The organism is Acidovorax sp. GW821-FHT09B03, assembly GCF_059418305.1.
Genome location: NZ_JBWKPP010000007.1, coordinates 186,150 through 205,305, shown reverse-complemented (window position 1 = coordinate 205,305; position 19,156 = coordinate 186,150). Strand labels below are relative to the sequence as shown.

Annotated in this window: 18 protein-coding genes; 15 read left to right on the top strand and 3 right to left on the bottom strand. The window is 68.9% G+C overall.

Annotated elements, in window-relative coordinates; genetic code table 11:
* Positions 1-11: 11 nt before the first annotated feature.
* From AC07PA_RS15470 to AC07PA_RS15400, 15 genes are all read left to right on the top strand, one after another.
* Entirely contained in the window at positions 12-1,160 is a 1,149-nt protein-coding gene (locus AC07PA_RS15470) for an acyl-CoA dehydrogenase family protein (protein ID WP_494608558.1), read from the top strand.
* Between the two features lie 299 nt (positions 1,161-1,459).
* Positions 1,460-2,425, top strand: coding sequence for an ABC transporter substrate-binding protein (locus AC07PA_RS15465; protein WP_007856930.1), 966 nt, complete (start codon positions 1,460-1,462; stop codon positions 2,423-2,425).
* Between the two features lie 22 nt (positions 2,426-2,447).
* Positions 2,448-3,284, top strand: coding sequence for an ABC transporter permease (locus AC07PA_RS15460; RefSeq protein ID WP_007856929.1), 837 nt, complete (start codon positions 2,448-2,450; stop codon positions 3,282-3,284).
* Positions 3,281-4,063, top strand: coding sequence for an ABC transporter ATP-binding protein (locus AC07PA_RS15455; protein WP_007856928.1), 783 nt, complete (start codon positions 3,281-3,283; stop codon positions 4,061-4,063). Before AC07PA_RS15460 ends, AC07PA_RS15455 begins: the two co-directional genes overlap by 4 nt.
* Positions 4,064-4,086: 23 nt before the next feature.
* Positions 4,087-4,881 carry a histidine utilization transcriptional repressor HutC gene (hutC, locus tag AC07PA_RS15450; protein ID WP_007856927.1) on the top strand — a complete coding sequence of 265 codons (795 nt, stop codon included), beginning with the start codon at positions 4,087-4,089 and terminating at the stop codon, positions 4,879-4,881.
* 74 nt (positions 4,882-4,955) lie between these two features.
* Positions 4,956-6,539: a histidine ammonia-lyase gene (gene hutH, locus AC07PA_RS15445; RefSeq protein WP_494608557.1), complete on the top strand. Its 1,584-nt coding sequence runs from the start codon at positions 4,956-4,958 to the stop codon at positions 6,537-6,539.
* Positions 6,540-6,589: 50 nt separating this feature from the next.
* Positions 6,590-8,317 (top strand): urocanate hydratase, encoded by a 1,728-nt coding sequence (gene hutU, locus AC07PA_RS15440; protein WP_494608556.1) that lies wholly within the window; start codon positions 6,590-6,592, stop codon positions 8,315-8,317.
* A 38-nt stretch (positions 8,318-8,355) separates the two neighbouring features.
* On the top strand, positions 8,356-9,108 hold the full coding sequence (locus AC07PA_RS15435) for an IclR family transcriptional regulator (protein WP_494608555.1): 753 nt from the start codon (positions 8,356-8,358) through the stop codon (positions 9,106-9,108).
* Positions 9,109-9,182: 74 nt separating this feature from the next.
* Positions 9,183-9,758 (top strand): HutD/Ves family protein, encoded by a 576-nt coding sequence (locus tag AC07PA_RS15430; protein WP_007856923.1) that lies wholly within the window; start codon positions 9,183-9,185, stop codon positions 9,756-9,758.
* Between the two features lie 10 nt (positions 9,759-9,768).
* A complete protein-coding gene (gene hutI, locus AC07PA_RS15425) occupies positions 9,769-11,031 on the top strand; it encodes an imidazolonepropionase (protein WP_494608554.1) in 1,263 nt (420 codons plus the stop codon).
* 4 nt (positions 11,032-11,035) lie between these two features.
* Positions 11,036-12,427 carry an FAD-binding oxidoreductase gene (locus tag AC07PA_RS15420; protein ID WP_494608553.1) on the top strand — a complete coding sequence of 464 codons (1,392 nt, stop codon included), beginning with the start codon at positions 11,036-11,038 and terminating at the stop codon, positions 12,425-12,427.
* Positions 12,424-13,563, top strand: coding sequence for a histidinol-phosphate transaminase (locus AC07PA_RS15415; protein WP_494608552.1), 1,140 nt, complete (start codon positions 12,424-12,426; stop codon positions 13,561-13,563). Before AC07PA_RS15420 ends, AC07PA_RS15415 begins: the two co-directional genes overlap by 4 nt.
* A complete protein-coding gene (locus AC07PA_RS15410; RefSeq protein ID WP_494608551.1) occupies positions 13,560-14,948 on the top strand; it encodes a formimidoylglutamate deiminase in 1,389 nt (462 codons plus the stop codon). Before AC07PA_RS15415 ends, AC07PA_RS15410 begins: the two co-directional genes overlap by 4 nt.
* 37 nt (positions 14,949-14,985) lie before the next feature.
* Positions 14,986-15,804, top strand: coding sequence for an N-formylglutamate deformylase (gene hutG / locus AC07PA_RS15405; protein ID WP_494608550.1), 819 nt, complete (start codon positions 14,986-14,988; stop codon positions 15,802-15,804).
* A 151-nt stretch (positions 15,805-15,955) separates the two neighbouring features.
* Positions 15,956-16,165 (top strand): hypothetical protein, encoded by a 210-nt coding sequence (locus tag AC07PA_RS15400; protein WP_145697324.1) that lies wholly within the window; start codon positions 15,956-15,958, stop codon positions 16,163-16,165.
* A 16-nt stretch (positions 16,166-16,181) separates the two neighbouring features.
* Here the strand turns inward: AC07PA_RS15400 and asd are convergent, their stop codons facing one another.
* From asd to AC07PA_RS15385, 3 genes are all read right to left on the bottom strand, one after another.
* The gene (asd, locus tag AC07PA_RS15395) at positions 16,182-17,033 is read right to left on the bottom strand and encodes an archaetidylserine decarboxylase (protein ID WP_494608549.1); all 852 of its coding nucleotides are present in this window, start codon (positions 17,031-17,033) and stop codon (positions 16,182-16,184) included.
* Positions 17,034-17,085: 52 nt separating this feature from the next.
* Entirely contained in the window at positions 17,086-18,300 is a 1,215-nt protein-coding gene (locus AC07PA_RS15390; RefSeq protein ID WP_494608548.1) for a hypothetical protein, read from the bottom strand.
* Between the two features lie 131 nt (positions 18,301-18,431).
* The gene (locus tag AC07PA_RS15385) at positions 18,432-19,154 is read right to left on the bottom strand and encodes an ABC transporter ATP-binding protein (RefSeq protein WP_007856909.1); all 723 of its coding nucleotides are present in this window, start codon (positions 19,152-19,154) and stop codon (positions 18,432-18,434) included.
* Positions 19,155-19,156: the final 2 nt, after the last annotated feature.

The following is a 19,156-nucleotide window of genomic DNA, read 5'->3' as shown; positions in this document are numbered from 1 at the left end:
GGAGATTTTCCATGACCACCATGAACCGACTGGGGGTGACCCCCGATGAACAGGGCATTGCCGATGCCGTGGCCCGTTTTGCCACCGAGGTACTGGCGCCCCGGGCACGCGAGATCGACGAGGCGGCCCTGTCCGTCACCTGCCATGTGCCGCAGCTGGCCGCCTTGGGCGTGATGGGCATGAACCTGCCCGAGCACCTGGGCGGTGCGGGCGTCACGCCCACGGCCATGCTGCTGTCGCTGGTGGAGATCTCGCGCGCCTGCGCGGCCACCTCGTCGATGATCGGTGCGCACTACCTGGGCACCGATGCGGTGCTCATCGGCGGCAGCGCCGGGCAGCACCAGCGCTTCTTGCCGCGTGCGGCCAGCGGCGAATGGCTTGCCGGCTTTGCGCTCACCGAGCCGCGCGGCGGCTCGCACCCGGCGGACATGCGCACCCGGGCCGTGCGCGAGGGCGACCACTACCGCATCGACGGCGTCAAGCACTTCATCTCCAACGCCCGCGAGGCGCAGTTCCTCGTGGTCTTCGCCAAGACCGACCCCGATGCCGGGGCGCGCGGTGTCAGCGCCTTCGTGGTGGAAACCAATACCCCTGGCACCACGGTCTCTTCGCCTGAGAAGCTCATGGGCATCCAGGGTGCGCATGCCTTCGAGGTCGCATTCGATGGGGTGCTGGTGCCGGCGGAAAACCTGCTGGGCGAGGAGGGAACGGGTTTCAGGATTGCCATGAAGGTCCTGGACAACAGCCGCCTGGACGTGGCCGCCACGGCCCTGGGCATTGCCGAAGCGGCGATTGCCGACGCCACGCGCTGGATGAAGGAGCGCCTGGTCGGCGGCGAACCCCTTGCCGGCAAGCAGGGCCTGCAGTGGATGCTGGCCGACATGAAGCTGCGCCTGGAGGCCTCCTGGGCCCTGACCCTGCAGGCACTGGCGCTGCGCCAGGCTGGCCAGCCCTTCACGCTGCAGTCGGCCATGGCCAAGCTGCATGCCTCGGAGATGGTCGGGTTCGTGGCCGATGCGGCGCTGCAGATCCACGGCGGCTATGGCTACACGCGCGAAATGCCGCTGGAGCGCTATGTGCGCGATGCCCGCATCCTGCGCATCTACGAGGGCTCCTCGGAAGTGCAGCGCAACATCATTGCGCGCACGCTGCTGGGCTGATTGCGGGTGATTGCACCTTTTTGGTGCAATCGGGGCGCCTGGCACTGGCCCGCAATTTGCTAAATCGCTGTGCCGGTGAAGCACCGGCCAGCGCCCCGAGTGGGCCCGACCATGGGATGGCCCGAAGGGCGTTCCCAAGAGACGGGAAGCGGGGCGGTTTCTTGGGGCCGAGGGCCCGGTTTCCTAGCGTTTACCCTGTATAGACAGGTACGATAGAACCTCCATTATCGGACCCAGGAAGCAAGGCCTGTTTCCCTGCGGATGCATAAAAGTACTTTTTTCCCCTACAGGAGCTGATGATGAGCCGAATGGTTGTGAAGATGGCGTCGCTGGCAGCGGCGGTTGCGTGTGTGGTGGGGCTGGCCGCACCGGCCCAGGCCCAGGAGACCAAGGTGGTTCTGGGCATGTCTGGCTGGACGGGCTTCGCCCCGCTGACCCTGGCGGACAAGGCGGGCATCTTCAAGAAGAACGGCCTGGACGTGGAACTGAAGATGATCCCCCAGAAGGACCGCCACCTGGCCCTGGCCTCCAAGGCCATCCAGTGCGCCGCCACCACGGTGGAGACCCATGTCGCCTGGAACACGAATGGCGTGCCCATCGTGCAGATCTTCCAGCTCGACAAGTCCTACGGCGCCGACGGCCTGGCCGTGCGCAACGACGTCAAAAGCTTTGCCGACCTCAAGGGAAAGACCATCGGCGTGAGCGCACCGGGCACGGCCCCGTACTTCGGCCTGGCCTGGATGCTGTCCAAGAACGGCATGAGCCTCAAGGACGTGAAGATCGTCTCGCTGGAGCCCCAGCCTGCCGCGCAGGCCTTCGTGTCGGGCCAGAACGATGCTGCCATGACCTACGAGCCCTACCTGTCCACCGTGCGTGCCAACCCCGCCGCCGGCAAGATCCTGGCCACCACCATCGAGTACCCGATGGTGATGGACACCGTGGGCTGCGACCCGGTGTGGCTCAAGGCCAACCCCAAGGCTGCACAGGCACTGGCCAATTCGTACTTCGATGCGCTGGAGATGATCAAGGCCGATCCGACCAAGTCCAACGAGATCATGGGCGCCGCCGTCAAGCAGACGGGCGAGGCGTTCGCCAAGTCTTCGGCCTTCCTGCGCTGGCAGGACAAGGCGGCCAACCAGAAGTTCTTCGCGGGTGAGCTCACGTCCTTCATGAAGGATGCCGGCGCGATCCTGCTCGAAGCCGGCGTGATCCGCAAGGCGCCCGAGAACTTCCCCGCGATGTTCGACGACAGCTTCATCAAGTAAGTAACCACCAAAGGATAGAACCATGAGTCGCGTGATGGGTGTTGCACCTTCGCTGGAGCCAGAGCGGCCTCGCCGCCGGGCCCTGGCCCCGCTAGAACCTGTGAGCACCCGCACGCGGCTGGTCTTGGGGGTGGCGTTTTTCATTCTGTTCTTCGCCGTCTGGGCCGTGTTCACGCTGGGGGGCTTTGTGTCGCCCACGTTCCTGGCCAGCCCCGTCACCATGGCCCGGGAAGGCTGGCTGCTGTTCACCGAGTTCGGCTTTTTGCACGACATCGGCATGACCGTGTGGCGCGTGCTGGGCGGCTTCATCCTGGCGGCGATCGTCGCCGTGCCCCTGGGCATCGCGATGGGTGCGCACAAGGGGGTGGAGGCCTTCCTCGAACCCTTCGTGTCGTTCTGCCGCTACCTGCCGGCCTCGGCCTTCATCCCGCTCCTGATCCTGTGGGCCGGCCTGGGCGAGATGCAGAAGCTGCTGGTGATCTTCATCGGCTCGGTGTTCCAGATCATCCTGATGGTGGCCGTGATCGTCGGCAATGCCCGCAAGGACCTGGTGGAGGCGGCCTACACGCTGGGCTCCAGCCCCACGGGCATCGTGCGCCGCGTGCTGATCCCCGGTGCCGCCCCCGACATCGCCGAAACCTTGCGTCTGGTGCTGGGCTGGGCCTGGACCTACGTGATCGTGGCTGAGCTGATCGGCTCGTCCTCGGGCATCGGCCACATGATCACCGACAGCCAGGCATTGCTCAACACCGGCCAGATCATCTTCGGCATCATCGTCATCGGCCTCATCGGGCTGGTGTCGGATACCTTCTTCAAATTCGTCAACCGCCGTCTGTTTGCCTGGAGTGCCCTGCGATGAGCCCGCTGCTGTCCATCCAAGGTGTCTCGCGCACCTTCGTCAGCCCCAAGGGGCAGGCCACCCAGGCCCTGCTGCCCGTCGATTTCGACGTGCAGGAAAACGACTTCGTGACCATCCTCGGCCCCTCTGGCTGCGGCAAGTCGACCATGCTGCGCATCGTCGCGGGCCTGGACCACCCCACCTCGGGCCGCGTGCTGCTCGGTGGCCGCCCCGTGGAAGGTCCGGGTGCCGACCGCGGCATGGTGTTCCAGAGCTACACGCTGTTCCCCTGGCTCACCATCGAGCAGAACATCCGCTTCGGCCTGCGCGAGCGCGGCATGCCCGAGGCCCAGCAGAAGGAGCGCGCCGCCTACTTCATCGCCAAGGTGGGCCTGCGCGGCTTCGAGCAGCATTTTCCCAAGCAGCTCTCGGGCGGCATGCAGCAGCGCACGGCGATTGCCCGGGCGCTGGCCAACGACCCCAAGATCCTGCTCATGGACGAGCCCTTCGGCGCTCTGGACAACCAGACCCGCGTGCTCATGCAGGAGCTGCTCCTGGGCATCTGGGAGGCCGAGCGCAAGACCGTGATGTTCGTGACCCACGACATCGACGAAGCCATCTTCATGGCCAACCGCGTGGCGGTGTTCAGCGCCCGGCCCGGCCGCATCAAGACCGAGCTGGCCGTGGACCTGCCGCACCCGCGCCACTACACGATCAAGACCTCGCCCGAGTTCATGGACCTCAAGGCACGCCTCACGGAAGAGATCCGCGCCGAGTCCATGGCCGCGGACGCCCACTGATCCCGCAAAGCCACCCCTTCGCCATGCCCGCTGCCTCCTCCGCCCGCGCACCCCGTCCCAAGGCTTCGCCACAACCCGTGGCGCAGCCTGAGACGTCTGCGCTGGCCCTGTACCAGCAGATCAAGGACCACATCGCGCGCAAGATCCAGGACGGCTCCTGGAAGGCCGGCGACCGCCTGCCGTCCGAGAACGACCTGGTCACGCAGTTCGGCATGTCGCGCATGACCGTGAACCGCGCCCTGCGCGAGCTGGCCGAGCAGGGCCGCATCGTGCGCGTGGCTGGCGTGGGCAGTTTCGTGGCCGAGGACAAGCCCCAGTCCACGCTGCTGCAGATCGCCAACCTGGCCAGCGAGATCCGCCAGCGTGGGCACGACTACCGCTGCAAGGTGCTGACCGTGGAGCGCGTCTCGGCCACCATGGAAGTGGCGGCGGCGCTCGACATGCGCACCGGTGAGTCGGTGTTCCACGCCGTGTGCGTGCACCTGGAAGACGGGCTGCCCGTGCAGCTCGAAGACCGCTACGTGAACCCGCGCGTCGTGCCGCAGTTCGCGCAGCAGGATTTCACGCTGCTGCAGCCCTCCGAATTCCTGGTGCGCAACGTGCCCTTCGACCAGGTCGAGCATGTGGTGGATGCCGTGCTGCCCACGCCCGACCAGGCGCTGCTGCTTGAAATGGACCCGGCCCAGCCGTGCCTGCTGCTCACGCGGCGCACCTGGAGCCGGGGTGTGCCCGTGACCATGGTGCGCTGCCTGCACCCGTCATCGCGCTACCGGCTGGGGAGCCGCTTCCGGGCGGACGGCAACCCGGTTTTTGAATAGGTATCCAGGACGCCTGCCGGTGGCAGGCATCCTTTTTTTTCGCTTGTGCCAACTTGTATATACAGGACCAACCCATGACCACTGCAACCTCTGTATCCCCAAGCACCCTGTTGCTGCGCCCCGGACAGGTGAGCCTGGCCGAACTGCGCCGCGTGAGCGCCGGTGGCGTGCGCCTGGCGCTGGACCCCGCGGCCCTGGTCGGCATGCAGGCCTCCGAGGCCACCGTGCAGCGCATCGTGGACGAGGACCAGGTGGTCTACGGCATCAATACCGGCTTCGGCAAGCTGGCCAGCACCAAGATCGCCCATGACCGCCTGGCCGAGCTGCAGCGCAATCTGGTGCTGTCGCACAGCGTGGGCACGGGCGAGGCGCTGCCCGACCCCGTGGTGCGCATGGTGCTGGCCACCAAGGCCGTGAGCTTGGCGCGCGGACACTCGGGCGTGCGCCCGGCCCTGGTCGATGCCCTGCTGGCCCTGGCCAATGCCGACGTGCTGCCGGTGATCCCGGCCAAGGGCTCGGTCGGCGCCTCGGGCGACCTGGCGCCGCTGGCCCACCTGGCCTGCGTGCTCATCGGCGAGGGCCAGGCCAAGGTCGACGGCAAGGTGGTCGGCGGCCGCGAGGCCATGGCCGCCGTGGGCCTGGCGCCCTTCGTGCTGGGCCCCAAGGAAGGGCTGGCACTGCTCAATGGCACGCAGGTGTCCACCGCGCTGGCGCTGGCCGGCCTGTTCGGGGCCGAGAGCGTGCTGGCCGGCGGCCTGGTGTCGGGCGCACTGTCGCTCGAAGCCATCAAGGGTTCGGTCAAGCCCTTCGATGCGCGCATCCACGAAGCGCGCGGCCAGGCCGGGCAGATCGCCGTGGCGGCCGCCGTGCGCGGCCTGCTCGACGGCAGCGAGATCGACCCCTCGCACCCGAACTGCGGCCGTGTGCAGGACCCGTACTCGATCCGCTGCGTGCCCCAGGTCATGGGCGCCTGCCTGGACAACCTCACGCACGCTGCGCGCGTGCTGCGCATCGAGGCCAATGCCGCGTCCGACAACCCGCTGGTCTTCACCGACACGGGCGAGGTGATCTCGGGCGGCAACTTCCACGCCGAGCCCGTGGCCTTCGCGGCCGACATCATTGCGCTGGCGGTGTCCGAGATCGGTGCCATCTCCGAGCGCCGCCTGGCGCTGCTGCTGGACACCGGCCTGTCCGGCCTGCCAGCCTTCTTGATCCGCGACAGCGGCGTGAATTCGGGCTTCATGATCGCCCAGGTCACGGCTGCCGCGCTCGCGGCCGAGAACCAGTGCCTGGCCCACCCGAGCAGCGTGACCAGCCTGCCCACCTCGGCCAACCAGGAGGACCATGTCTCCATGGCCACCTACGGCGCACGCCGCCTCTCCGAGATGGTGCGCAACACCGCCGTCATCGTCGGCATCGAGGCCATGGCCGCGGCCCAGGGCATCGACTTCGAGCGCGTGCCGGCCCCGGGCGCCGCTGCCACCCCCTGGCTCAAGAGCTCCGCGCTCGTTGAAGCGCAGCTCGCCGCCATCCGCCAGCGCGTGGCCTTCCTCGAGCAGGACCGCTACCTGGCGCCCGACATCGAGGCCATGCGCCTGTGGGCGCTCGAATCGGCCTGGCCCGCACCGCTGACCCAGTGCCTGCCCAGCCACGCCTGAACTGTCCCATCCATCCACCGCTTTTCGCACCCGTTGACCAGGAGATCACCATGAACGCCAACGACGCCATCATCGCTGCTGCCGCTGCCAACAACGACCCTCGCCACGACGCCTCGCGCGTGATCCGCGCGCCGCGCGGCACCGAGCTGACCTGCAAGAACTGGCTCACCGAAGCTGCCTACCGCATGATCCAGAACAACCTGGACCCCGAGGTGGCCGAGCGCCCTCAGGACCTCGTGGTGTACGGCGGCATCGGCCGCGCCGCGCGCAACTGGGAGTGCTTCGACCAGATCCTGGTCTCGCTCAAGGACCTGAACGACGACGAAACCCTGCTCGTGCAGTCGGGCAAGCCCGTGGGCGTGTTCAAGACGCACGCCAACGCACCGCGCGTGCTGCTGGCCAACTCCAACCTGGTGCCCCAGTGGGCCAACTGGGAGCATTTCAACGAGCTGGACCGCAAGGGCCTGTTCATGTACGGCCAGATGACCGCCGGCAGCTGGATCTACATCGGCAGCCAGGGCATCGTGCAGGGCACGTTCGAGACCTTCGTCGAGGCCGGCCGCCAGCACTACGGCAACAGCCTGGCGGGCAAGTGGATCCTCACCGCCGGCCTGGGCGGCATGGGCGGCGCGCAGCCGCTGGCCGCCACGCTGGCCGGTGCCGTGTCGCTCAACATCGAGTGCCAGCAGAGCAGCATCGACTTCCGCCTGCGCACGCGCTACGTGGACAAGCAGGCCAAGGACATCGACGACGCCATCGCCCTCATCAAGCACCACACCGAGCGCAAGGAAGCCGTCTCCATCGCCCTGCTGGGCAATGCGGCCGACATCCTGCCCGAGCTGGTGCGCCGTGCCAAGGCCGGCAGCATCAAGCCCGACCTGGTGACCGACCAGACCTCGGCGCACGACCTGATCAACGGCTACCTGCCCAGCGGCTGGACCGTGCCCGAGTGGCAGGCCGCCATGAAGGACCCCGCGCGCCATGCGGCCCTCACGGCTGCTGCCGCCAAGAGCTGTGCCGTGCACGTGCAGGCCATGCTCGACTTCCAGGCCATGGGCGTGCCCACGGTGGACTACGGCAACAACATCCGCCAGGTGGCGTTCGACCAAGGCGTGAAGAACGCCTTCGACTTCCCGGGTTTCGTGCCGGCCTACATCCGCCCCCTGTTCTGCGAAGGCAAGGGCCCGTTCCGCTGGGTGGCGCTCTCGGGCGACCCCGAGGACATCTACAAGACCGACGCCAAGATCAAGGAGCTGTTCCCGAACAACACGCACACCCACCGCTGGCTGGACATGGCGCGCGAGCGCATCAGCTTCCAGGGCCTGCCGGCGCGTATCTGCTGGCTGGGCCTGGGCGAGCGCCATCTGGCGGGCCTGGCCTTCAACGAGATGGTCAAGAACGGTGAGCTCAAGGCGCCCATCGTGATCGGCCGCGACCACCTGGATACCGGTTCGGTGGCCAGCCCCAACCGCGAGACCGAGAGCATGAAGGACGGCACCGACGCCGTGAGCGACTGGCCGCTGCTCAACGCGCTGCTCAACACCGCGGGCGGTGCCACCTGGGTCAGCCTGCACCATGGCGGTGGCGTGGGCATGGGCTATTCGCAGCACTCGGGCATGGTCATCGTGGCCGATGGCACCGACGCAGCGGCCGAGCGCCTGGCGCGCGTGCTGGTCAACGACAGCGGCAGCGGCGTGATGCGCCACGCCGATGCCGGCTACGACCTGGCCGTGGCCACCGCGAAGAAGCAGGGCCTGAAGCTGCCCATGGTGCGCTGAGCGCCGGCAGGACAGCGCTTTTTCCGAGGCACCGAGACATGCCCAAGGATGCGTCCACCCTGGCCAACGTGCCCACGGCCGACCGGGTGCTGCAGGTGCTGGCCGTGCTGGCCCAGCAGGGCAAGTCCATGCCTGCGGCCGAGCTCATGGAGCGCACGGGCCTGGCGCGCAGCACGCTGTACCGGCAGCTCGCGCGGCTCAAGCGCTGGGGTTTCGTGCTGGAGAGCGACGGCTTCTACGCGCCCGGCCCGCTCAGCCTGCAGTTGGCGCTGGGCTTCGACCTGGCCTCGCACCTGGTGCGCCAGGCGCGGCCCGACATGGTGGACCTGGCCCAGCAATCGCAGGAGAGCGTGGGCCTGATCGTGGCCGTGAACGACCAGGCCATCTGCCTGGACATGGTGGAGAGCCAGCATTCGCTGCGCTGCTCGTTCGAGAAGGGGCGCAGCGTGCCCCTGCGCGCCGGCGCCTCTGCCAAGTGCGTGCTGGCCCACCTGCCCGAGGCCGTGCGCGCCGCGGTGCTCGACGGGCTGTGGGGCGCGGGCACGCCCGAGCGCGACGCCGCGCAGCGCGAGACCGATGCCATCCGCAAGGCGGGCTTTGCCATGACCGCCGGCGAGGTGGACCCCGGCGTCTGGGGCTGCAGCGTGCCGCTGTTCGGCGCCTCGCGCCAGTCCGTGGGGGCCATCACGCTGATGGCACCGATCGTGCGTGCCAGCGGGCAGGAAGAAGCCCTGATCCGCATGGCCGTGGTGGCCGCGGCGCGCATCTCGCGCCAGCTGGTTTTGCATTGACCGACAACGATGACTGATTTTTCGATGAGTGCGATGGTTTTTTGGCTGGCTGCCCCAGCGTGGGAGCACTGAACATGGTGCAGTTTTTTGACCTGGCCTCCACCCCCAGCGTGCCCTGGAAGAACGGCGGCGGCAGCACCCGCGAGCTGGCCTGCTGGCCGCAGGGCGCCGGCATGGATGGTTTCGAGTGGCGCGTGAGCGTGGCCACGATTGCCGCAGCGGGCCCGTTCTCGGCCTTCCCGGGCGTGGACCGGCAGATCATGCTGCTCGACGGCGACGGGGTGCATCTGCGCTCGGACGACGGGCAACTGGACCACGACCTGGACCAGCCCTGGCAACCGCTGGCCTTCAAGGGCGACGTGCCGGTGGACTGCGCCATGCTGGGCGGCACCTCCACCGACTTCAACCTCATGGTGCGCCGCGGCCGCTGGCACGGCGGCCTGCAGGTGACCGGCCATGCGCGCGTGGCAGGGCGCGCACGCGCCGGCCTGTGCATGGTGCTGCGCGGGCGCTGGCGCTGCGGTGAAGAGGTGCTGGAGCCCGGCCAGGGACTGTGGTGGAGCGATGGCACCGCCGAAAATGCGCTGGAGCCTTTGGATGCCGATCCGGCATTGGCCTGGATCGACCTGGACATGGAACCCTCCGACTGACTGTTTGCCCATGACACCCACACCCATTCCCACCCCTCAAAGCCATCCCTCCGCCGACGGCATCTGGATCGGCCTGCGCCCGGCCCCCGGCCTGTGCGTACCCGATGTGCCTGTGCCCCAGGGTACCGCCACCTGCGTGGTGGTGCAGGGCGGCACCGTGCAGTGGGTGGGGCCAGAGAATGCCTGGCCTGCGGCCTGGAATGCCTTGCCGCGCCATGATGCGCGGGGCGCCCTGGCCACGCCGGGCCTGGTGGACTGCCATACGCACCTGGTCTATGGCGGCCAGCGCGCCAACGAATTCGCCATGCGCCTGGCGGGCGCCACCTACGAAGAGGTGGCCCGGGCCGGCGGCGGCATCGTCTCGTCGGTGCGCGCCACGCGCGAAGCCAGCGAGGACGAACTCCTCGCCCTGGCCCTGCCGCGCCTGCAGGCGCTGCTGGACGAGGGCGTGTGCGCCATCGAGATCAAGTCGGGCTATGGCCTGGCGCTGGAACACGAACGCAAGCAATTGCGCGTGGCGCGCCGCCTGGGCGAGGCGCTGGGCGTGACCGTGTGCACCACCTTCCTGGGCGCGCATGCGCTGCCGCCCGAGTACGCGGGCCGCAGCCAGGACTACACCGACCTGGTGTGCAACGAGATGCTGCCTGCGCTGGCTGCCGAGGGCCTGGTGGACGCGGTGGATGTGTTCTGCGAACGCATCGCCTTCACGCTGGCCGAGACGGAGCAGGTCTTTCAGGCCGCACAGCGGCTGGACATTCCCGTCAAGCTGCATGCCGAGCAGCTCTCGGACATGGGTGGCTCCGCGCTGGCCGCGCGCTACGGTGCGCTCTCGTGCGACCACATCGAGCATCTGTCGCAGGAGGGCATCGCTGCGATGAAGCAGGCCGGCACCGTGGCCGTGCTGCTGCCCGGCGCCTACTACACGCTGCGCGACACGCACCTGCCGCCCATCGCCGCGCTGCGCGAGGCCGGCGTGCCCATGGCCGTGTCCACCGACCACAACCCTGGCACCTCGCCTGCCTTGAGCCTGCTGCTCATGGCCAACATGGCCTGCACGCTGTTCCGCCTGACGGTGCCCGAGGCTTTGGCTGGCATCACCGTGCATGCCGCGCGCGCGTTGGGGCTGCAGGACACGCATGGCCTCATCGCATCGGGCCGGCCGGCCAACTTCGTGCTCTGGCCTTTTGCCGAGGCCGCGGAGCTGGCCTACTGGTTCGGCCACAAGCCCGCACGCACCATCGTGCGCCAGGGGCGCATCGTGAAAGGGGCCTGAGTCCATGGCCACGCACAGCGAATTCCTGGCGGCGCTGGTCGATGCGCTCGGTGCCGACCGCGTGCAGGTGGGCGATGCCGTGCCAGAGCGCCACCACACCGACTGGAGCGGCACGGCCCCCGTGCCACCGCTGGCGCTGGTGCGCCCGCGCAGCACCGAGGAAGTCTCGGCCCTGTTGCGCCTGTGCCATGCGCACCGCGTGCCCGTGGTGCCGCAGGGCGGCCTGACCGGGCTGGCCGGGGCGGCCGTGCCCTGTGCGGGCGGTGTGGCCCTGTCGCTGGACCGCATGAACGCCATCGAGGCGGTGGACGCACGCTCTGCCACGCTCACGGTGCAGGCCGGTGCCACCGTGCAGGCCGTGCAGGAGGCCGCGCTCGCCGTGGGCCTGCAGTTCGGCGTGGACTTCGGTGCGCGCGGATCGGCCCAGGTGGGCGGGGCCGTTTCCACCAATGCCGGCGGCAATGGCGTGCTGCAGTACGGCATGGTGCGCGAACAGGTGCTGGGCCTGGAGGTGGTGCTGGCCGATGGCGCGGTGCTGCCCATGCTGCGGCCCATGCTCAAGAACAACACGGGCTACGACCTCAAGCAGTGGTTCATCGGCGCCGAGGGCACGCTGGGCGTGGTCACGCGCGCGCTGCTGCGCCTGCGGCCCTTGCCGCGCGCCCGGGCCACGGCCCTGGTGGCGCTGCCCGATTTCGATGCCGCGCTGGCGCTGCTGGCCCGGCTGCAGGGGCGCTTTCCGGGCGCGCTGTCGGCCTTCGAACTCATGTGGCGCGATTTCGTCGAGGCCTCCCTTCGCTGGCAAAGCCTGCGCGAGCCCTTCGAGGTGCCGCACCCCTTTGCTGCACTCATCGACGTGGGTGGCCAGGACGAAGCCGGCCTGCGCGATGCGCTGGAGGAGGTGCTGGGCGAAGCCATGGAGTCCGGCGAGGCCAGCGATGCGGCCATCGCCCAGTCCGAAGCGCAGGCCCGCGCGCTGTGGAAGATCCGCGAGGCGACTGCCGAACTGCCTGCCAACATGCACCCGCCCATCAACTTCGACGTGAGCCTGCCGCAGGCCGACATCGGCCGGTTTGCGCAGGAGTGCCGCGCCGCGCTGACTGCCCGCTGGCCCGGGCACCTCACCGTGTTCTTCGGCCATATCGGCGATGGCAACCTGCACCTGTCCACCGATGCCTCCACCGTGAACGGGGAAGAGGGCGCGGTCGAGGAACTGGTGTATGCCCAGCTGGCGGCCTTCGGCGGCAGCGTCTCGGCCGAGCATGGCATCGGCCTGCACAAGAAGCCCTACCTCCACGCCAGCCGCACCCCGGCCGAGCTGGCCGCCATGCGCGTCATCAAGCAGGCGCTGGACCCTCTCCATCTCATGAACCCCGGCAAGGTATTCGACCTATGAACGCTGCTGTTGTTGTTTCCGCCATCGCTGCCCTGGCCCGCCCCGAGGTGCCGCCTTTGCCCGCCTACAACGCGGGCCTGTCGTCCGACGCCGTGCGTGAGCGCTACGGCGTGACCGAGATCGCGCGCCTGGCCAGCAACGAGAACCCCTACGGTGCCAGCCCCGCCGTGGCGCGCGCCCTGGTGGACCTGGCGGCGCGCGTGGGCACCTACCCCGATGCCAACTGCACCGCGCTGCGCGCCGCCATCGCCGCACGCACGGGCGTGGCGCCCGAGGGAATCGTCGTGGGCAATGGCTCCGAGGATATCCTGCAGATGCTGTGCCAGGCCTTCCTGTCGCAGGGCGATCGCGTGCTCACGCAGCGCCCGGCCTTCGGCCTGCACGAGATATACCCGCGCATGATGGGCGCGCAGGTCGAGCTGCTGGCGCTCACCCCCGAACTCGGCTTCGACGTGGATGCCTGGTGCGAGGCGCTGGCGCGCGGCCCCAAGATCGCCATGCTGGCCAACCCATCCAACCCCGTGGGCTGCATGTTCACCGCGCAGGAGTTCGAGCGCCTGCTGGCCGCCACGCCCGCGCACACCCTGCTGGTGGTGGACGAGGCCTACCACGAGTACGCCTGCCACGCGGCCGATTACCCCGATGTGCTGGCCCTGCTGCAGGGCCGTGCCATGCCCTGGATCGTGCTGCGCACCTTCTCCAAGGCCTGGGGCCTGGCGGGCCTGCGCGTGGGCTACGGCCTGGCGAGCGATGCGGCGCTGGTGCAACTGCTCGACCGCGTGCGCACGCCCTTCAACGTGAACCATGCGGCCCAGGCTGCGGCGCTGGCGGTATGGGGCGACGAAGCCTTCATGCAGCGCGGTGTGGCCGAGACGGTGCGCCTGCGCGGCGTGCTGGTGCAGCGCTTGCAGGCCCTGCCGGGCTTGCGCATCGCACCCTCGGCCACCAACTTCCTGTTCCTGGACATCGGCCGGCCCAATGGCCCGGTGAATGAGGCCCTGCTGGCCCGCGGTCTCATCACCAAGCCCTGGAAGGAGCCGGGTTTCGAGACCTTCATCCGCGTCTCCATCGGTACGGAGGCCGAGAACGCGCGGTTCGCCGACGCGCTCGCCACCATCCTGGAGGTGGCTGCATGAGCGCCAACACCATGCTGTTTGCCGAGCACGCGCTGCTGTCCGGTGGCTGGGCCCGCGACGTGCTGTTGCAGTGGGATGCCACGGGCCGCCTGCAGTCCGTGGTGCCGGGCAGTGCGGCCGGTGCCGCGCCGCGTGCCACGGGCCCGTTGATACCGGGCATGCCCAACCTGCATTCGCATGCCTTTCAGCGTGCGTTCGCGGGGCTGACCGAGTACCGCGGCGAAAGCCAGGACAGTTTCTGGAGCTGGCGCAACCTGATGTACCGCTTTGCGGCGCAGATCACGCCCGAGTCGCTGGAGGCCATTGCCACCTGGCTCTACGTGGAGATGCTCGAAGCTGGCTACACCTCGGTCTGCGAGTTCCACTACGTGCACCACGACCGGGACGGCCGGCCCTATGCCGACGATGCCACGCTGTCGCTGGCGCTGCTGCGCGCGGCGCGCCATGCGGGCATCGGCATCACCTTGCTGCCGGTGCTCTACCAGACCAGCGGTTTTGGTGCCAAGCCTCCGCGTGCGGACCAGGCCCGCTTCATCCGCAGCACCGACAACATGCTGGCGCTGCTGGAGCGCCTGGCACCGCTGGCCAAGGCCCAGGGCGCGGGCCTGGGCCTGGCGCCGCACTCGCTGCGTGCCGTGCCGCCGGACAGCCTGGCCGCTGCCGTGCAGGGCCTCACTGCCATCGATGCGCGCGCGCCCATCCACATCCACATCGCCGAGCAGACCCAGGAGGTGGACGATTGCGTGGCCTGGAGTGGCCAGCGCCCCGTGCAGTGGCTCTTGGAAAATGCCCCCGTGGATGCGCGCTGGTGCCTGGTGCATGCCACGCACATGACGCCACAGGAGTATGCCGATGCCGCGCGCACCGGTGCGGTGGCCGGCATCTGCCCGACCACCGAGGCCAACCTGGGCGACGGTATCTTCGACATGCCGCGCTGGCTGGGCCATGGCGGTGCCTGGGGCGTGGGCTCGGACAGCCATGCCTGCGTGAACGCAGCCGAGGAGTTGCTGGCGCTGGAGTACAGCCAGCGCCTGTCGCTGCGCCAGCGCAACGTGCTGGCCAGCGCCGCACAGCCCCAGGTGGGCACCGCCCTATGGCTTGCGTCCGTGCAGGGCGGGGCGCAGGCATCGGGTCGACCCATCGGTGGCCTGGCCGTGGGCCAGCAGGCCGATTTCGCGGTGCTGGACCCGTCGCACATCGCGCTGGCCGGGCTGCCGGTGGAATCCCTGCTCTCGGCCCATGTGTTCGGCAGCCACCGCACCAGTGCGCTGCGGGACCTGTGGGTGGGCGGCGTGCAGCGCGTGGCCGCCGGCCGCCATGCCCTGCATGACAGCGCGGCCGCCGCCTTTGCCCAGGCCCGTGCAGCGACCATCGCGCCACAATGAACGAAACTTGAAAAGCGTCCCCTTCGAGACCCACGCCATGAGCATCACCACCCAACCCGCCTTCACCTTCCACCAGGGCACTGCGCCGCTGCTGGTGTCCATGCCCCACGTCGGCACCTATGTGCCGCCAGCGATTGCCGCGCGCTTCACCGACGAGTGCCGCCAGGTGCCCGACACCGACTGGCACCTGGAGCGCCTGTACGATTTTGCCAAGGGCATGGGCGCCTCCATCCTCGCGGCCACGCATTCGCGCTATGTGGTGGACCTGAACCGCCCGCCCGATGGGGCCAGCCTCTACCCTGGCCAGAGCGTCACCGGCCTGTGCCCCGTGGACACCTTCGACGACACGCCCATCTACACGCGCGGCGACGGGCCCGACGACACCGAGGTGGCGGCGCGCCGCGATGCCATCTGGGCGCCTTACCACGCCCAGCTGCGCACCGAACTCGACCGCATCCGCGCCGCCCATGGCGTGGCCGTGCTCTGGGACGCGCATTCGATCAGATCGGTGCTGCCGCGTTTCTTCGAAGGCAAGCTGCCCGACCTGAACCTGGGCACGGCCAACGGCGAGAGCTGCGACCCGGCGCTGGCGCAGCAGCTGCTGGCGATCGCGCAGGCCGCACCGGGCTACACCGCGGTGCTCAACGGCCGCTTCAAGGGCGGGCACATCACGCGCCAGTATGGCCAGCCCGCGCAGAACGTGCATGCCGTGCAGTTGGAGATGACGCAGTGCAGCTATATGCAGGAGGCGCTGCCGTTCGACTACCTGCCCGAGGTAGCGGCCGGTGTGCAGCCGCACCTTGAGCGCCTGCTGCAGGCGGCTCTGGCGTTTGCGCGGGCGCGGGCCGGGGCCTGAGGATCGCGCCGCGGCGGGGCTGCCCATCTGCGCCGCGGGGCCTTGCTGGCCACAGTGGCACCCGCATAGGTGCTAGTATGGGTTTACGCCGCCCTGCGGGGCAGCAGGGTGCGCCACCTTGGCCACCTGTGCGGAAGGAGCCGCATTCCCCATGGAAACTGCGGCCTACTACTACATGCCCTTGTTCAAGCCGGGTGCCTTCGTGCACCTGGGGGGTAGCCGCGAGACCGTCAGCCATGTGGTTGTGCGCCGCAATGCCCTGATGGTCTACCTGGTGGGGCATGAATCCCCGGTGCACCCCGATACGCTCACGGTGGCACCCACGGCCTTTCACCTCACGCGGGTTCCCGACCGCGCCTGACGCGGGCAGGGCAGGCTCAAGCCGCCTGGTACTGCGCCATGGTCTCGCCCAGGCGCACGGGGCGCGCAGGCGCCCATTCGGTGTTGAACTGGAACGGCCCCTTGGGGAACAGCATCACCACAGTGGAGCCGAGCAGGAAGCGGCCCATCTCCTCGCCCTTTTGCAGCGACACCTGGCCGGGCGCGTAGTCCCAGTGGCGCAGCACGCCGGTGCGTGGCGGGTTCACCTGGCCATGCCACACCGTGGCCATGCTGCCCACGATGGTGGCGCCTACCAGCACCAGCACGAAGGGGCCGTTGGCCGAATCGAAGAAGCAGACCACGCGCTCGTTGCGCGCGAACAGGCCGGGCACGCCGCGCGCCGTGGTCGGGTTCACCGAGAACAAATCGCCCGGCACATGCACCATGCGCGTGAGTTGGCCGGCGCACGGCATGTGGATGCGGTGGTAGTCGCGCGGGCTCAGGTACAGCGTGGCGAAGTAGCCATCGTCGAAGCGCGCGGCCAGGGTCGAGTCGCCGCCCAGCAGCGCCGTGGTGGAGTACGAGTGGCCCTTGGCCTGGAAGATCTGGTCCTTCTGGATCGGGCCGAACTGGCTGATCGCGCCATCCACGGGGCAGATCAGGTCGGCATCGGCCAGCGGGCGGGCGCCGGGCTGCAGGGCCCGGGTGAAGAAGTCATTGAACGAGGCGTAGGCCGCGATGTCCGGGTTGGCCGCCTCCGCCATGTTCACCTTGTAGTGGGACACAAAGCCGCGGATCACCGATGTGGTCAGCCCTCCGAGCTGGGCCGAGGCGAATTTTCCCGCCAGGGTGGTCATGGCCTGCTTGGGCATCAGGTACTGGGGGAGAACGGCGAGGCGGTCAGACACTGTGGGAAGATCCTGCGAAAAGGGTGCGGGCCATTCTACTGATGCCATCCCCTCAAAAATGTAGGTGTGCAGCCTGTTGTGCTGGCTGTGTGCTCCAGGTATGGGGACGGGGCGACCAGTCCTCGGTGGCCTGCACCAGGGCGCCGACGTAGCCACCCAGGTCAATCCCCAATGCGCTGGTGGCCGCCTCGGCACCGGCATCCCTGCGGCTGGCGCTGGTGGCGAAACGGCTGAACGCAGGCCAGTCGCGCGCCAGCTGTGCCACGGCGATGCGGGCCAGGTCGTAGGACAGGGCGTTGCCTTCGTCCGTGCGGTGGAACGAGTCGCCCGACCAGAATTCCTGCATGCGCTCGGCATTCCAGAACGCCTGGTGGCGCTGGTGCATGGCCTGCGGCGACTGCGCGGGGCGCCCGGCACCCGCGATGCGGTGCTCGGTGTTCACGGCCAGGCCTTCGTCCAGCCAGGTGGGCAGGCGCAGCCAGGCCAGCGCACTGTGCGTGAGCTCGTGCGCGATCACGGGTTCGATGCTGGACAGGTCGGCCTGCACCACCACGAAATGCGGGCAGCCGTTGTGGATGAACATGCCGCCGCTGAAGGCGAACTCGCCGCCATCGGGGTAGAACTGGCCCACGTAGTGGTAGTAGAGCTCCTGGCTTTCCAGCACCAGCAACACGCTTTTCTCGCCGGGGTTGAAGCGCGCCACACCGTCGAGCACGCGTGCGACGCGCTGGCGCGTCTTGGTCACATAGCCGGCCATGGCCTGTGCCACAGGGGCTTCCAGTGCAGACAGGATGTACACGTCCTGGCTTTCATGCAGGTGCATGTGCGGGCCGATCGCGTCGCGCAGGTGCAGCAGCCAGGCGCGGCGGCCCTGGTCGATGGCGTGGGTCGTGGCCTCGGGGCTGCCGGCCTGCTGTGCCCAGAGGTCGAGTGCCTGCCAGTCCAGGGCGGGCAGGTCCGCAGGCGCGATCAGGTGGTCCAGCAGGTCGAAGGGGGCCAGGCCGGGGATGCGCAGGACCTCCGGCGCGGGCGGCTGCTCGCCGCCATGCCCGGGCAAGGGCGCCGCGGTGGACGGAGAATCCGCGGGTGGGGCAAACTGGTAGCGCGCCATGAAGGCGCCCAGGAAGGGCAGGATCCAGATGCCCATCACCATCAGGGCCTTGCGGTTGCCGAACTCGTCGCTGCGCAGCACGCGCCGCGTGGCCCAGATGTTGAGCAGCACCAGGGCCGCAAGGAGCGCGAGGAAGATGGCGAGGGCAGGGGGCATGGGCGATGGCAGCGTGGTGGCGGGCAAATGGCCGCATGCTAAGGCAATGCGGACCCGCCCAGGCGCCCTGTGCTGCACTTGCCGGCCCCGGCCGAGAAACTGTTCACGTTTCCTCGCGGGATCGTGGGTGCCTACACGCCCAGGTGCTGCTCCAGCAGGTGCGGCTGGGAGCACAGGGTCTCCGAGCTGCCCTCGAACACCACCTGGCCCTTGACCAGGATGACGTTGCGGTCGGTGATCTGGGTGACGTGCTTCCAGTTCTTGTCCACGATCACGCTGCTGATGCCGCTGGCCTTGATGAGGCTGCAGATGCGCCAGATCTCGCGCGCGATCAACGGGGCCAGGCCTTCGGTGGCCTCGTCGAGGATGAGCACGTCCGGGTTGGTCATCAGCGCGCGGCCGATGGTCAGCATCTGCTGCTCGCCGCCGCTCAACTGCTGGCCACCATGGCCCAGGCGCTCCTTGAGGCGCGGAAAGGTCTCCAGCACGCGCTCGTAGGTCCAGTCGCGCTGGCCGCGTGTGCCGGCGCGCGCGGCCATCTGCAGGTTCTCGACCACGCTCAGGTTGCCGAAAATGCCGCGCCCCTCGGGCACATAGGCAATCCCCAGGCGTGCCACCTCGTAGGGTGGGCGGCCCGTGGTGTCGCGCCCGGCCACGGCCACACTGCCCGAGCGGGGCTTGACCAGGCCCATGAGCGACTTGAGCAAGGTGCTCTTGCCCATGCCGTTGCGGCCCATGAGGCCGATGGTCTCGGCCTGGCCCACGGTGAAGTCCACGCCGTGCAGGATGTGGCTGGCGCCGTAGAAGGTGTTGAGGCCGCGGGCCTCGATCAGGGGAGGGTGCTGCTGTGCCATGG

What these genes read in the sequence shown, in the direction of transcription:
- AC07PA_RS15470 (WP_494608558.1), top strand. Translation starts at nt 12, where the DNA reads ATGACCACCATGAACCGACTGGGGGTGACCCCCGATGAACAGGGCATT.
- AC07PA_RS15465 (WP_007856930.1), top strand. Translation starts at nt 1,460, where the DNA reads ATGAGCCGAATGGTTGTGAAGATGGCGTCGCTGGCAGCGGCGGTTGCG.
- AC07PA_RS15460 (WP_007856929.1), top strand. Translation starts at nt 2,448, where the DNA reads ATGAGTCGCGTGATGGGTGTTGCACCTTCGCTGGAGCCAGAGCGGCCT.
- AC07PA_RS15455 (WP_007856928.1), top strand. Translation starts at nt 3,281, where the DNA reads ATGAGCCCGCTGCTGTCCATCCAAGGTGTCTCGCGCACCTTCGTCAGC.
- hutC (WP_007856927.1), top strand. Translation starts at nt 4,087, where the DNA reads ATGCCCGCTGCCTCCTCCGCCCGCGCACCCCGTCCCAAGGCTTCGCCA.
- hutH (WP_494608557.1), top strand. Translation starts at nt 4,956, where the DNA reads ATGACCACTGCAACCTCTGTATCCCCAAGCACCCTGTTGCTGCGCCCC.
- hutU (WP_494608556.1), top strand. Translation starts at nt 6,590, where the DNA reads ATGAACGCCAACGACGCCATCATCGCTGCTGCCGCTGCCAACAACGAC.
- AC07PA_RS15435 (WP_494608555.1), top strand. Translation starts at nt 8,356, where the DNA reads ATGCCCAAGGATGCGTCCACCCTGGCCAACGTGCCCACGGCCGACCGG.
- AC07PA_RS15430 (WP_007856923.1), top strand. Translation starts at nt 9,183, where the DNA reads ATGGTGCAGTTTTTTGACCTGGCCTCCACCCCCAGCGTGCCCTGGAAG.
- hutI (WP_494608554.1), top strand. Translation starts at nt 9,769, where the DNA reads ATGACACCCACACCCATTCCCACCCCTCAAAGCCATCCCTCCGCCGAC.
- AC07PA_RS15420 (WP_494608553.1), top strand. Translation starts at nt 11,036, where the DNA reads ATGGCCACGCACAGCGAATTCCTGGCGGCGCTGGTCGATGCGCTCGGT.
- AC07PA_RS15415 (WP_494608552.1), top strand. Translation starts at nt 12,424, where the DNA reads ATGAACGCTGCTGTTGTTGTTTCCGCCATCGCTGCCCTGGCCCGCCCC.
- AC07PA_RS15410 (WP_494608551.1), top strand. Translation starts at nt 13,560, where the DNA reads ATGAGCGCCAACACCATGCTGTTTGCCGAGCACGCGCTGCTGTCCGGT.
- hutG (WP_494608550.1), top strand. Translation starts at nt 14,986, where the DNA reads ATGAGCATCACCACCCAACCCGCCTTCACCTTCCACCAGGGCACTGCG.
- AC07PA_RS15400 (WP_145697324.1), top strand. Translation starts at nt 15,956, where the DNA reads ATGGAAACTGCGGCCTACTACTACATGCCCTTGTTCAAGCCGGGTGCC.
- AC07PA_RS15390 (WP_494608548.1), bottom strand. Translation starts at nt 18,300, where the DNA reads ATGCCCCCTGCCCTCGCCATCTTCCTCGCGCTCCTTGCGGCCCTGGTG.
- AC07PA_RS15385 (WP_007856909.1), bottom strand. Translation starts at nt 19,154, where the DNA reads ATGGCACAGCAGCACCCTCCCCTGATCGAGGCCCGCGGCCTCAACACC.